This window comes from Lacimonas salitolerans, from assembly GCF_042677865.1.
Classification (GTDB): Bacteria; Pseudomonadota; Alphaproteobacteria; order Rhodobacterales; family Rhodobacteraceae; genus Lutimaribacter; species Lutimaribacter salitolerans.
Genome location: NZ_JBHUDD010000059.1, coordinates 15,427 through 26,997 on the forward strand (window position 1 = coordinate 15,427; position 11,571 = coordinate 26,997).

Annotated in this window: 13 protein-coding genes; 9 read left to right on the top strand and 4 right to left on the bottom strand. The window is 63.2% G+C overall.

Annotated elements, in window-relative coordinates:
- Positions 1 to 9 precede the first annotated feature (9 nt).
- The 4 genes from ACFTOW_RS11810 to ACFTOW_RS11825 are packed head-to-tail and all read left to right on the top strand — an operon-like array spanning position 10 to position 3,483.
- Positions 10 to 915: a FlgK family flagellar hook-associated protein gene (locus ACFTOW_RS11810; protein WP_379915909.1), complete on the top strand. Its 906-nt coding sequence runs from the start codon at positions 10 to 12 to the stop codon at positions 913 to 915.
- A complete protein-coding gene (locus tag ACFTOW_RS11815; protein ID WP_379915911.1) occupies positions 881 to 1,378 on the top strand; it encodes a flagellar basal body rod C-terminal domain-containing protein in 498 nt (165 codons plus the stop codon). Before ACFTOW_RS11810 ends, ACFTOW_RS11815 begins: the two co-directional genes overlap by 35 nt.
- 3 nt (positions 1,379 to 1,381) lie before the next feature.
- Positions 1,382 to 2,383, top strand: coding sequence for a flagellin (locus tag ACFTOW_RS11820; RefSeq protein ID WP_379915913.1), 1,002 nt, complete (start codon positions 1,382 to 1,384; stop codon positions 2,381 to 2,383).
- Positions 2,383 to 3,483, top strand: a complete 1,101-nt coding sequence (locus tag ACFTOW_RS11825) for a flagellar basal body P-ring protein FlgI (RefSeq protein WP_379915915.1) — start codon at positions 2,383 to 2,385, stop codon at positions 3,481 to 3,483. Before ACFTOW_RS11820 ends, ACFTOW_RS11825 begins: the two co-directional genes overlap by 1 nt.
- Positions 3,484 to 3,606: 123 nt before the next feature.
- Here ACFTOW_RS11825 and fliP read toward each other — a convergent pair whose 3' ends face one another.
- The 4 genes from fliP to fliF are packed head-to-tail and all read right to left on the bottom strand — an operon-like array spanning position 3,607 to position 6,848.
- Complete coding sequence (fliP, locus tag ACFTOW_RS11830) at positions 3,607 to 4,335, bottom strand: flagellar type III secretion system pore protein FliP (protein ID WP_379915917.1); 729 nt, start codon at positions 4,333 to 4,335, stop codon at positions 3,607 to 3,609.
- A complete protein-coding gene (locus ACFTOW_RS11835; protein ID WP_379915919.1) occupies positions 4,332 to 4,625 on the bottom strand; it encodes a FliM/FliN family flagellar motor switch protein in 294 nt (97 codons plus the stop codon). The genes fliP and ACFTOW_RS11835 overlap by 4 nt, the downstream gene beginning before the upstream one ends.
- The gene (locus tag ACFTOW_RS11840; RefSeq protein WP_379915921.1) at positions 4,618 to 5,208 is read right to left on the bottom strand and encodes a FliH/SctL family protein; all 591 of its coding nucleotides are present in this window, start codon (positions 5,206 to 5,208) and stop codon (positions 4,618 to 4,620) included. The genes ACFTOW_RS11835 and ACFTOW_RS11840 overlap by 8 nt, the downstream gene beginning before the upstream one ends.
- On the bottom strand, positions 5,205 to 6,848 hold the full coding sequence (gene fliF, locus ACFTOW_RS11845) for a flagellar basal-body MS-ring/collar protein FliF (protein ID WP_379915923.1): 1,644 nt from the start codon (positions 6,846 to 6,848) through the stop codon (positions 5,205 to 5,207). The genes ACFTOW_RS11840 and fliF overlap by 4 nt, the downstream gene beginning before the upstream one ends.
- Before the next feature lie 96 nt (positions 6,849 to 6,944).
- On the opposite strand from fliF, the gene ACFTOW_RS11850 reads away from it, so the two are divergent.
- From ACFTOW_RS11850 to ACFTOW_RS11870, 5 genes are all read left to right on the top strand, one after another.
- Complete coding sequence (locus ACFTOW_RS11850) at positions 6,945 to 7,472, top strand: flagellar basal body-associated FliL family protein (RefSeq protein ID WP_379915925.1); 528 nt, start codon at positions 6,945 to 6,947, stop codon at positions 7,470 to 7,472.
- A gap of 11 nt (positions 7,473 to 7,483) precedes the next feature.
- Positions 7,484 to 7,840 carry a hypothetical protein gene (locus tag ACFTOW_RS11855; protein WP_379915927.1) on the top strand — a complete coding sequence of 119 codons (357 nt, stop codon included), beginning with the start codon at positions 7,484 to 7,486 and terminating at the stop codon, positions 7,838 to 7,840.
- On the top strand, positions 7,837 to 8,421 hold the full coding sequence (locus ACFTOW_RS11860) for a MotE family protein (protein WP_379915929.1): 585 nt from the start codon (positions 7,837 to 7,839) through the stop codon (positions 8,419 to 8,421). Before ACFTOW_RS11855 ends, ACFTOW_RS11860 begins: the two co-directional genes overlap by 4 nt.
- Before the next feature lie 72 nt (positions 8,422 to 8,493).
- Entirely contained in the window at positions 8,494 to 9,363 is an 870-nt protein-coding gene (gene motA, locus ACFTOW_RS11865; RefSeq protein ID WP_379915931.1) for a flagellar motor stator protein MotA, read from the top strand.
- Complete coding sequence (locus tag ACFTOW_RS11870; RefSeq protein ID WP_379915933.1) at positions 9,360 to 11,531, top strand: hypothetical protein; 2,172 nt, start codon at positions 9,360 to 9,362, stop codon at positions 11,529 to 11,531. The genes motA and ACFTOW_RS11870 overlap by 4 nt, the downstream gene beginning before the upstream one ends.
- The last annotated feature ends 40 nt before the right edge of the window (positions 11,532 to 11,571 follow it).

An 11,571-nucleotide genomic window follows, 5' to 3' on the forward strand; every position in this document is an offset into this window, starting at 1 on the left:
GCTGATCCGATGAGCATTTCCGGCGCGCTTTCCAACGCCCTGTCAGGCCTGACCGCCGCCTCGCGCGGGGCGCAGGTCGTGGCATCGAACGTGGCGAACGCCTCGACCGAGGGCTATGCCCCGCGCGAGATCGAACTGGCGTCCCGCGCACAGGGCGGCAACGGCGGTGTGATCGTGGCGGGCATGACCCGCCACGTGGATCAGGCCTTGCTGTCGGATCGCCGGTTGGCGGATGCCGCGTTTGGCAACAGCGATGCGCGCGCCGGGTTCCTGTCGCGCGTGTCGGATATCGCAGGCATGCCCGGCGCGCCCGGTGCGCTGGGCACCCTTGTGGCCGAGTTCGACGCGGCGCTGATTTCAGCGGCAAGCCAGCCCAATTCGACCACGCGGCTGGACATCGCCGTGGGCCGTGCAGGCGAGGTGGTCGCGCGGCTGAACACCATGTCGCGTGCCGTGCAAGACCTGCGGCAAGAGGCGGATGGAAAGATCGCGGCACAGGTCACACGGCTGAACGAATTGCTGAACGGGCTGCAGGAGATGAGCCCAAGGCTGGTCACTGCCACCGGCCATGAAGAGGCGGCGATGCTGGATCACCGTGACCGGATGATCGATGAGATCAGCCAGATCGTCCCGGTGCGCATGGCAGTGCGGGCCAACAACGGCATCGCGCTGTACACGCCGGGCGGGGCGATCCTGTTCGACGGGCGCGCGTCCGAGATCGGGTTCACCCGGTCACCCACCATCATGCCGCATATGACGGCGGATGCAGGCCTGTTGTCGGGGCTGATGATCAATGATGTGCCAGTGCGCACCGATCCGCCGGGCGGGTCACTGCGGGGCGGATCGTTGGGCGCGCTGTTCGAGATGCGGGATGAGGCTCTTGTCACCGGGCGACGCGGGGCTGTTCACCGATGAGGGTGCGCAGGTTGTCGCCGCCGATGAGGTCGGTCTAGCTGGCCGTTTGCGCTTGCATGCAAGCGTGGACCCGGCCGCCGGTGGTGCGGCGTGGCGTCTGCGCGATGGTCTGGCGGCGGTGGGTCCGGGGCCCGTGGGCAATGGTTCTTTGCTGACCGCCATGGGCACCGCGCTGGCCGAGATCCGCGTGCCCGGATCAGCGGCGCTGCCGGGGGTGGCACGGTCGTTTCACGGGATGGTCGCCGACCTGCAATCGGACGCGGCGGCTGCGGTCAATGAGCAGGACCGTCGGCAGGGGTTTGTGACCGCGCAGCGTGACGCCCTGCGCACCACCGAGAGGGCGGGCGGCGTTGATACGGATGCCGAGATGCAAAGGCTGATGCTGGTCGAGCAAAGCTATGCCGCCAACGCCCGGGTGATGGAAACCGTCGGCAAGCTGATCGACACATTGATGAGGATTTGAGCGATGACACTCACTACGTTGGGCGATCTGACATCGCATTTCATGTTGCGCCGGCACAATGTCGCCCTGCGCACCGAAATGCAGCGTCTGAGCCAGGAGCTTGCTACCGGGGAAACTGCCAACCCGATCCGCCATCTGACCGGTGATTATGCCATACTGGCCGATATCGAGCAGCGTATGGTGGGCAATGCGGCCTATCGCCAGGCCAGGGCCGAGGCATCGACCACCACGGATGCGATGCAAGGCGCGCTGGGCGGTTTGCAGGACATGACCGTGGGGCTGGCGTCATCCTTGATGACAACATCCGACTCGGGGCTTCTGGCTTCGGGTCGGGTGGCGGCGGATCAGGCGCGCGAAACGCTGGATCGGGCGGTATCGCTGCTCAACACGCGCGTTGCGGGCCGCGCGCTGTTTGCCGGAAACGAGGTGGCAATGCCGGCCATGGCGGATGCGGAAACCATCATGGCGGATCTTCGGGTGTCGGTTGCCGGCATGACGACGTCTGCACAGATCGGGGCGGCGTTGGATGCGTGGTTCAATACGCCCGGCGGGGGCTTCGATACGGTGGCCTATGTCGGTTCGGACATGTCGGTGCCACCGTTTCGCGTGGCCGAGGGGGAAAGCGTTTCGCTGGATCTGCGCGCCGATCACGCAGCCTTGCGTCAAAGCCTGAAGCCCATTGCGCTGGCGGCCCTGGCAGGCGATGCGACACTGGACATGGCGACACGGAACGCGATCTATCGCGCGGCGGGCGATCAGCTGTTTCAGGCCCAGGACGGGCTGACTGCCCTGCGCGCCGATCTGGGTGTAACCCAGGCGCGGCTGGAGGAAACGGGAGTTCGGCTGGCGTCGGAAAAACTGGCGCTGGAAGGGTCGCGGAGCGGTTTGCTGTCGGTCGATCCCTACGACACGGCGACGCGGCTGCAGGAGGTGCAGTTCAACCTCGAAAGCCTGTATACCCTGACCGTGCGCATGTCGCGGCTGTCGCTGACGGAGTACATGTGATGCGCATCGTTCTGGCCGCTGTTCTGGCGGCGACCCTTCCCGTTCATGCGATGGCAAATCCGGTGCGGATCAAGGATCTGGTGGAATTCGACGGGGTGCGCGGCAACGATCTGGTGGGCTATGGTCTGGTGGTCGGGCTGAACGGCACCGGTGATGGCATACGCAACGCGCCCTTCACCGAAGAGATCATGACCAACATTCTTGAGCGGCTGGGAGTGAATGTCAGCGGCGAGCAGTTTCGCCCGAAAAACGTGGCGGCGGTGTTCGTGACCGCCACGCTACCGCCTTTCTCGCGGGCGGGCGGGCGGATCGATGTGACCGTGTCGGCGATCGGCGATGCCAAAAGCCTGCTGGGGGGCACGTTGATCATGACGCCGCTGAACGCGGCCGATGGCCAGATCTATGCGGTGGCGCAGGGCACGATCATCGCGGGCGGTGCCGCAGCCGAGGGCGATGGTGCCCGGGTCGTGCAGGGTGTGCCCACGGCGGGCACCATTCCGTCAGGCGCGTTTGTCGAGCGCGAGATCGATTTCGATTTCTCGCAGCTTGCATCGCTGCGTCTGGCGCTGCGCGAGCCGGATTTCACAACAGCCGCACGGATCGAGACGCGGATCAACGCCAGTTTCGGGCGTGAGGTGGCGGTAATGCTGGATTCCGGCACGGTTGAACTGAACATCGCGGCAACGCGGGCGCGCTCACCCGCCCATGCCTTGGGGCAGATCGAGAACCTGCCGGTGGAGCCCGAGCGGCGTGCGCGTGTCGTGGTTGACCAACGCTCGGGCACGATCGTCATGGGTGAGGATGTGCGCATTTCCCGCGTGGCCGTGTCGCAGGGCAACCTGACCTTGCGGATCCAGGAGCGCCCGTTGGCTGTGCAGCCGAACCCCTTTGCCAATGGTGAAACCGTGGTGGTCCCGCGTACCGACGTGGCCATCGAGGAAGAGCCGGGGATCGGCCTGGCCGAGGTGCCTCCGGGCACGTCGTTGTCCGAAGTGGTTGCGGGGCTGAACGCGCTGGGGGTGGCCCCCCGCGACATGATCGATATCCTGAAAAGCATCAAAGCCGCAGGTGCGCTGCATGCGGATTTCATTGTGCGCTAAGCGGGCCTTGTCTGCCTGTTCGTCCCCGAAAACGGTATAGTCAGTTGGACGCCAGGAAAATGCCCGGATGATGGACCGGGTGTTTTCGGTTCAATGTGGCTCTGAAGGCGGCGCGCCGTCGGATCAAAGATAGCCGCGGACCAGTGCGCCGGCAATCAGCGCCCAGCCATCGGCAATCACGAAGAACGCCAGCTTGAAAGGCAATGAGACGATTACAGGGGGCACCATCATCATCCCCATCGACATCAGCACGGCCGAGACCACCAGATCGATGATCAGGAAGGGCAGAAAGATCAGAAAGCCGATCTGGAACGCGCGGGCGATCTCGGACAACAAGAAGCTGGGCACCAGAACCGAAAGCGGCGCATCGGCACCTGCGGGTATTGGTCCGAGGTCCTGGCGCAGGGCGGCGAGGGTTTCAAAAGTCTCGGTGTCCATCCGTGCGGACATGAAGGCACGAAACGGGTCAAGCGTGGCGGCGAAGGCGCGCTCCAGCTCCATCTCGCCTGCCATGAAGGGGCTGACCCCTGACTCCCAGGCAGTGCGCAACACCGGGTCCATCACGAAATAGGTCAGAAACAGCGCCAGCGTGACGATCAGCATGTTGGGCGGGGCCTGTTGCAGACCGATGGCCTGCCGCAGGATCGACAGAACCGTGACGATGAAGGGAAAACAGGTGATCATCACTGCCAGCCCGGGCACCAGCGACAGCAGGGTGATCAGTGCAAACAGCTGGATCGTACGGGTGGTGAGCGTGTCGCCATCCGACAAGGTGATCGACACGTCCTGCGCCACCGCCATCCCGGGTGCCGCAAGCGCAAGCAAGACAAGCCCGTGCAGCAGGCGCGTCATTCCAGCCCGTCCTGAAAGTCGCTGACCTCGGTCAGACGGACGGCCAGTTGTCCGGGCAGGTCGCCATCCACCTCTTCAAGCTGCCCACGCGCGATCAGGCGGTCGCCGATGTAAAGCTCGACAGGATCATCGACCCTGCGATCAAGCGTCAGGACCGAATTTTCACCCATCTGCAGCAGGTCACGGATCAACGGGCGGGCACGGCCGACCGAAATGGTGATCTCGATCGGGACCGAGGCAAAGGCGCTGCCAAGCTCGGCCATCGGGGTGGTGTGGTCGCCGTCAGCCATGTTTCTGGGCCTCCCTGGATGCGTGGAAAAATGCTGAAATACGCTGGCGGATTTCATCGAGAGCGGTGTCGAGATCGATCATCCGCTCGCGCTGCCCAAGGCGCAGGAAGGCCTGGCCTTCGCTTAAGGTTTTGTCCGGTTGCACGGAAACAGCGAGGGCATCCATGGTGCCGAGCAAGGCCTCGACCCTTTCAGCATGGGCGGGCGCCACGGACACGATCACGGTACCCCCACCCAACTCGCGCGACAGGGCGGTGAGTTCTTCGACTATCCGCGCGTCGAAGCCCTCTGTTGCTGCTTTGGGCAGGATGGTGTGCAGCAAGTGCTGAAACAAGGGTTCCAGATTGCGCAGCATCGCGGCCTGCGCCTCGTGAAAGGTAAAAGAAAGATCGCGCAGGTTGCGGGCCAGATCGCTGCCGATATGGCCTTGTTCCTGCGCGTGCGCCTTGCTGGCATCCTCCCATCCGGCCTGATAGCCCCGCTCGAATGACGCCAGCCGCTCTTCTTCAAGGGCCTGGTCTGTCATGACAAGCTGCTCGGCTTCCAGATCACCGAAGTCTTCAAGCAGGTGCTGAACGCTCATCGGGTCGGCTCCTCATCTTCAAGCCAGGTGCGCAGGATCTCGACCGTTTCATCCTGCCGTTCACCGATCAGCGCACGAAGGCGTTCAACCGCGTCAGATTGTGCGCCCGGATTGGCTGGGGACAGGGCGGTGCCGGTGGCTCCTGCGCCGGAGCTCATTGCAGGAATGAAGTTGCCGTCTTCATCCTCGATTTCGCCGGTCAGGGCCTCGGACTGCGGTGACGGTGCTGCACGGGCGGGCGCGGGTAGCGCTGCTGCGGCAGTCGCCTGCCGTCCGGATAGCACCGGTCTGACCACGAACAATCCGAGCAGCAGTGCGACAACCGCCAGAACCGCCATCTGGATCAGGGACATCGCATCAAGCGCAAGGCGGTCGAGCATCCCCGGCGTCGCCGCGGTGCCAAGCGGCGATATCGGCTCGAAGGCCATGGATTTGAGGGTGATGACGTCGCCGCGGGTCTCGTCATAGCCCACTGCCGAGGCGACAAGGTCACGCAGGGCGGCCAGTTCTTCATCGGGGCGTGGTTGGGACACCGCCGTGCCGTCATCGGCAGGGACGTTGGCGCCATTGACCAGAACCGCCACGGTCAGGCGTTTTATGGCCCCGGCGGCGCGTTGAATTTCGCGTTCGGTTTCAGAGACTTCATAGTTCACCCGTTCCCGTGTGCGGCTGTTCTGGCTGTTGCTTTGATTGCCGCCCCCGGCTTCGCCATCCGGCAAATTCGAGGCAACGGTCACCTCGCCCCCGCCTGCGTTCTGGGCGCTGTCACTGCTCTCTTCGGTTTCGGTGCTGATTGCGACGCGGCCCTGGGGGTCAAAGCGCTTTTCTCGGATCGATTCGCTTTCGTTCAGCGTTTCCAGCGTGACCTCGACCACGGCGTTGCCGGGGCCGACCCGCGCTTCGAGCAGTCGCTGCACCTTGTCGCGCAAGGCGGCGCCGCGGTCTTCGGCGGTGTTGCTTGGGGCCTCGGCCTCGGTACCGGCGACGATTGCCCCGGTGCCGTCAACGATCGTAACGTCCTCGGGTAGCAGACCCGACACAGCCGCGGCGACCAGATACCGCAGCGCCCGGGCCTGCGCAGGCGGGAGCGCGCCCCCAGCCGTCGTGACCGACACCGAGGCAGAGGGGCGCAGATCGCGCCGGAACGGATTGCCGCCGGCATTGGCGATATGCACGCGCGCAGATGTGATCCCGGGACCGGCAAGGATCGTGCGGGCCAGCTCGCCCTCCTTTGCGCGCCAATAGGCGGCATCGAACATCTGGGCCGTGGTTCCGAAACCCGACAGCCCGTCCAGTAGCTCATAGCCCTTGGCAGTGTTGGCAGGCAGGCCTTCGCTGGCCAGTGTCATGCGCAGGGTGTCGCGCTGAGCGGCCGCGACGAAAATGGCACCGCCGCGCACTTCGTACACCACGCCGCGTTGGTCAAGAGCACGCACGACCTCGCCCGCAGCACCGTTTTCCAGGCCGGAATACAGAAGCGTCAGACTGGGTTTTCCGGCCATTCTGGCCAACCCGATTACCGCTGCCAACATGGCAAGGGTGGCAAGGATCACGATCACCTTGCGGCGTGTTTCAAGCGCGTTCCAGACATTCACGATCTGCTGCACGGGCGACCTCCGGTTGACATGGCGTTCTGCCATTGTTCGCTCCGATCTATGGCGGATCAGGCTTAACAATCGGTTAGTCCCTGGCGGGTTATGCAGTCTGTGCGGATGAACGAATGCACAGGTGACGAAATGACCGACGCAACAGCACCGGAAGAGGTGAAGAAGCCTTCGAAAACCCCTTTGATTCTGGGGGTTTTTCTTGCCGTCGTTGGGGGTGGGGGCGGATTCTACGCGGTGTATTCCGGCATGCTCCTTGGAGGCGAATCGCCGGTTGCGCAAAGCACCGATGACAGCGCACCGCTTGCCGATCAAGCAGGGGAAAAGGGTGCGCAGCTAGGCGCGGCCGTTCCAATGGGTGACACGGCCTTTGTTCCGCTTGATCCGCTTGTCATTTCGCTGGCACCCGGGTCGGGCAGTCGTCATTTGCGGTTTCGGGCCCAGCTTGAAGTGCCCGCCAGCAAGGAGCGTGAAGTGAGCGCACTGCTGCCACGGGTGGTTGACGTTCTGAACAGCTATCTGCGTGCCGTCGAGCCGCGGGATTTCGAAGATCCCGCCATCCTGAGCCGGTTGCGGGCCCAGATGCTGCGCCGGGTGCAGATCGTGACCGGGGCAGATCGCGTGCGCGACCTGTTGATCATGGAATTTGTCCTGAACTGAAAGAGGGGACCATGGAACTGATTGCCGATATACTTCTGGTGGCTGGCGCGCTGGGGGCCGGATTCTACTGCTTCATCCTGGCGCGCCGCCTGAGCCGGTTCAACGACCTGGAAAACGGGGTTGGCGGAGCGGTCGCGGTGCTGTCGGCGCAGGTGGATGACCTGACCAGGATGCTGGCCACGGCGCAGAAAACGACGCAGGAGTCGACACAATCCCTGACGGCATTGACGGACCGGGCCGAAGCGATGTCCAAGCGGCTGGAATTGCTTTTGGCGTCGATGCATGACCTGTCCGAAACACCGCAGGAAGAGGTGCAGGAGCCGATGTTCGTGCGCCATGGGCGCGCGGACGAGGAGGCCCGCCAATGACCGTGCGCCGCAGACGAAAAACGGGGCGCGGCACACTTGCGGTGATTGCCGTTCTGTTGATCGGATCTGCGCTGGTCCGGGCCGGATTGGGGGCGGGCAGTGCCCTTGCACGCGCAGAAGAGTTTGCAGCGACCGAAGCTGCGGCAAGCACGCCGCCTGTCTGCGAGCCACCCAAGGAAATTGCCGCAGTTCTGGCTGCGCTGGATGAGCGTGAGACACGCCTGACCCAGCGTGAGGGACAGATGCGTGACCGTATGCGCGCGCTGGCCACCGCCGAGGAGGAACTCTCGCGAAAGACAGAGGAGCTTGTGGCTGCGGAAGAGGCGCTGCGGGCTACGATCGCACTGGCGGACAGTGCCGCCGAAGATGACATCACGCGGCTGGTCGCTGTCTATCAGGCCATGAAGCCAAAGGAAGCGGCCGCCCTGTTCGAGACAATGGCACCAGAGTTTGCGGCCGGATTCATGGGCCGCATGGAGCCGCAGGCCGCCGCGGGCATCATGGCGGGACTCAATCCGCAGACAGCCTATTCCGTCAGCGTGATTCTGGCTGGCCGCAATGCATCGGTTCCCAAGGAATAAAGTGACCGCGCTGAAGGTTTCTTAACCCCTCCTGTGCCACCGTCGGAGCAGGTGATCTGGTCGGAGGAAATCATGCTGGGACTTATCGGCATCGTCATGATCTTTGCCATGGTGTTTGGCGGCTATCTGGCTGCTGGCGGCAAGCTGGGCATCATTCTCAAGGCGTTGCCCTTCGAGATGATGATGATCGGCGGCGCTGCGGTCGGGGCGTTCCTGATCAGCAACGACATCGGCGCTGTGAAACACACGCTCAAGGATATCGGCAAGGTGTTCAAGGGAGCAAAATGGAAACCCGGCGATTATCGGGATCTTCTGTGTCTCTTGTTCGAGTTGATCCGCCTGGCCAAAGTCAGCCCCGTTGCAATCGAAGAGCATATCGAGGCTCCGGCCGAGTCGTCGATCTTTTCAAGATATCCTCGCATCCAGAAGGACAAGGAGGCGATCAATCTCATCTGTGATACCCTGCGGTCGGCATCGATGAACTATGACGATCCTCATCAGGTCGAGGAGGTTCTGGAAAAGCGGATAGATGCGAATCTGCACCATGCCATGCATGGCAGCCATGCCCTGCAGACCGTTGCGGATGGCTTGCCTGCCCTGGGCATCGTGGCTGCGGTTCTGGGTGTGATCAAGACGATGGCCTCGATCGATCAGCCGCCCGAGGTATTGGGCAAGATGATCGGCGGCGCCCTGGTGGGAACCTTCCTGGGCGTGTTTCTGGCCTATGGTTTGGTGGCGCCGTTTGCCGGGCGCGTGAAAGCCGTTGTCGAGGAGGACGCGCATTTCTACCAGCTGATCCGCGAGGTTTTGGTGGCGAACCTGTACAACCACCCGGCCAATATCTGTATCGAAGTCGGCCGTCAGAATACGCCATCGCACTACCGGCCCGACTTCAATGATCTGGAGGAGGCTCTGAAAGCTCTCAAGCAGGAGGCCGCATGATCCGTCTCGTGCTTTTCATGGCGGCTTTCTGGTCCATCGGCGTGGACCGGACTTTTGCGGCCGAGGCTGTGGTCCGGTCAGGAGAGCATGGCAGCTTTACCCGCCTTCTCATCGATCTGCCGCAGCAAAGCAGTTGGGAGCTGGACCAGTCAGCAAGGCAGGTCGTACTGCGGATTGCCCGAGGCGTGACGGGTTTCGACGTCTCGCAAGTGTTCACGCGCATCGATCGCCGTCGGCTGGCAGACTTGCGCAGCCTTGGCGGATCCGGCGATTTGGTGCTGGACCTTGGCTGCGAATGTTCGACCCGTGCTTTTCTGTTTGGGCAGAGCATGCTGGTTGTGGATATCTCGGATGCATCCGGCCCAATCGTGCCCGCGCCTGCTGCGCAGCAGACCGAGCAGCAAGGTCTGAGCTTTGGTACCGTCTTGCCCGAAAAACCGACCGTTGATCTGCCACTTTTCCTGCCACCACGCACCGCGCAATCGGAGCCTCTTCCGATACAATCGCCCGACTTGCCTATGCTCGATACCCGGACGGCAAATGCGGTCAAGGCGGCTGAGGAAAGACTGTTGCGGCAGCTTGGTCGCGCGGCGACTCAAGGACTCCTGGAGCCCGACATCCGGACGATGACGCCGCGACCCGAGCCCATTGAACGGGCCCCAAGAGAGGAGTTCCGGACCGTACTTGAGCAGGCCGCAGCTGAAGAGGTACCGCTTCGCGCGGTCACCAGCCGGGATGATGCCCTGACGGATCATCTGCGGGTAAATGAAGAAAGCCTTGCCGGGGCAGCCTGCCAGCCTGATGCAGAATTTGCCGTAGCCGATTGGGGATCTGACGATTTCGGGGCTGGCCTCGCCATGTGGCGGTCCAAACTCTACGGAGAATTTGACAAGATCGACCCGGTGGCTGCGATCGGTATGGCCCGACATTACCTGCACTATGGCTTTGGGGCAGAGGCGCGGCATAGCCTGTCGATGCAAACACAGCCACAAGCCCTTCTGACCATACTGTCACGTTTGGTGGATGGCGACGTGGTCGAGGATGCAGGGCCGCTACTTTCGCAGACCGTCTGTGACGGGGCCGTGGCACTGTGGGCCGTGCTGGCCCTGCCGGACCGGAAGGGGCGTGTCGAGATCGACGACAGGGCAGTGGTCCGCCATTTTTCCACCCTTCCGGTTCACTTGCGCAAGAGGCTCGGTCCCGATCTGGCGGGCCGCCTTTCGGCATTCGGTTACCGGGATGCCGCCGACATGGTGATGCGCCGACTTGACCTCCTGACGCAGACAGAAAGCCCCGAGCAGAATATGGCCCAGGCCCGAATTGCCGAAATGGAGGGTGCGTCGGACATTGCACAGGCCGCACGACAGGATGTGGTTGAAGCCAACGGTGCACAATCCGCGCAGGCTCTGGCGGACATGATTGCCGGTGAACTGGCCGCGGGTCGGGAGATATTGCCTGAAACTGCGGACTTGGCTGCGGCTTTTGCGTATGAACGCCGCAGAGAGCCGGAAGCGATCCGCCTCGCCTGGGCGGAGGTTCAGGCCAGGGCTGGGGCGGGTCAGTTTGCGCTTGCTTTTGAAAGGCTTGCTGCACTTGAAGACATGAGTGCAGATAGCCTGTCACAGGAACAAATCTCCGATCTGCTGCGCGAAAACGCGCCGGATACAGAGTTTCTGACAGTGCTTTTTCCGCGATTGGAGCAGGCAGCGGTGCTGGCGTCCAAATCAGCCAACGCCTTGGCCGAGCGTCTTTTGCGGTTGGGTTTTCCGCAACAGGCCTTGGTCGTCCTGCGGGAGGGGGCGACGGGACCGGACGGGCGCGCAAGACGCGTGTTGCGGGCAGAAATCGCCTTGAGCCTCGAGCGACCGCGACAGGCCGAGGCCGAGATCCTTGGGCTTTCCGGCAGGGATGTGGATGACCTGCGCATGCGGGCCAGGGAATTTGCAAGCGATTGGTCGGAACTGGACGGCGCCGAGGACACTGCTCTGTCTGCTTCCCGCCAGACAGCGCCGCAAGATCTCAGCGACCGCCCTGACCCTGATGGCGTTCTGGCACGCAACCGCGCCTTGTTGGATCGCAGTGCCGAAACACGGCGGTCGCTGGACCAGCTATTGGCGGCCTCTCCCGAGGTGGAGGCGGTGTCCGATAGCGCGCAACCAGACCAGTAACCGAATCGCAACGACCTGTGCCTAGACCTGAACACGCTGG

Coding starts and splice junctions, on each gene's coding strand:
- ACFTOW_RS11810 (WP_379915909.1), top strand. CDS start 10: ATGAGCATTTCCGGCGCGCTTTCCAACGCCCTGTCAGGCCTGACCGCC.
- ACFTOW_RS11820 (WP_379915913.1), top strand. CDS start 1,382: ATGACACTCACTACGTTGGGCGATCTGACATCGCATTTCATGTTGCGC.
- ACFTOW_RS11825 (WP_379915915.1), top strand. CDS start 2,383: ATGCGCATCGTTCTGGCCGCTGTTCTGGCGGCGACCCTTCCCGTTCAT.
- fliP (WP_379915917.1), bottom strand. CDS start 4,335: ATGACGCGCCTGCTGCACGGGCTTGTCTTGCTTGCGCTTGCGGCACCC.
- ACFTOW_RS11835 (WP_379915919.1), bottom strand. CDS start 4,625: ATGGCTGACGGCGACCACACCACCCCGATGGCCGAGCTTGGCAGCGCC.
- ACFTOW_RS11840 (WP_379915921.1), bottom strand. CDS start 5,208: ATGAGCGTTCAGCACCTGCTTGAAGACTTCGGTGATCTGGAAGCCGAG.
- fliF (WP_379915923.1), bottom strand. CDS start 6,848: ATGGCAGAACGCCATGTCAACCGGAGGTCGCCCGTGCAGCAGATCGTG.
- ACFTOW_RS11850 (WP_379915925.1), top strand. CDS start 6,945: ATGACCGACGCAACAGCACCGGAAGAGGTGAAGAAGCCTTCGAAAACC.
- ACFTOW_RS11855 (WP_379915927.1), top strand. CDS start 7,484: ATGGAACTGATTGCCGATATACTTCTGGTGGCTGGCGCGCTGGGGGCC.
- ACFTOW_RS11860 (WP_379915929.1), top strand. CDS start 7,837: ATGACCGTGCGCCGCAGACGAAAAACGGGGCGCGGCACACTTGCGGTG.
- motA (WP_379915931.1), top strand. CDS start 8,494: ATGCTGGGACTTATCGGCATCGTCATGATCTTTGCCATGGTGTTTGGC.
- ACFTOW_RS11870 (WP_379915933.1), top strand. CDS start 9,360: ATGATCCGTCTCGTGCTTTTCATGGCGGCTTTCTGGTCCATCGGCGTG.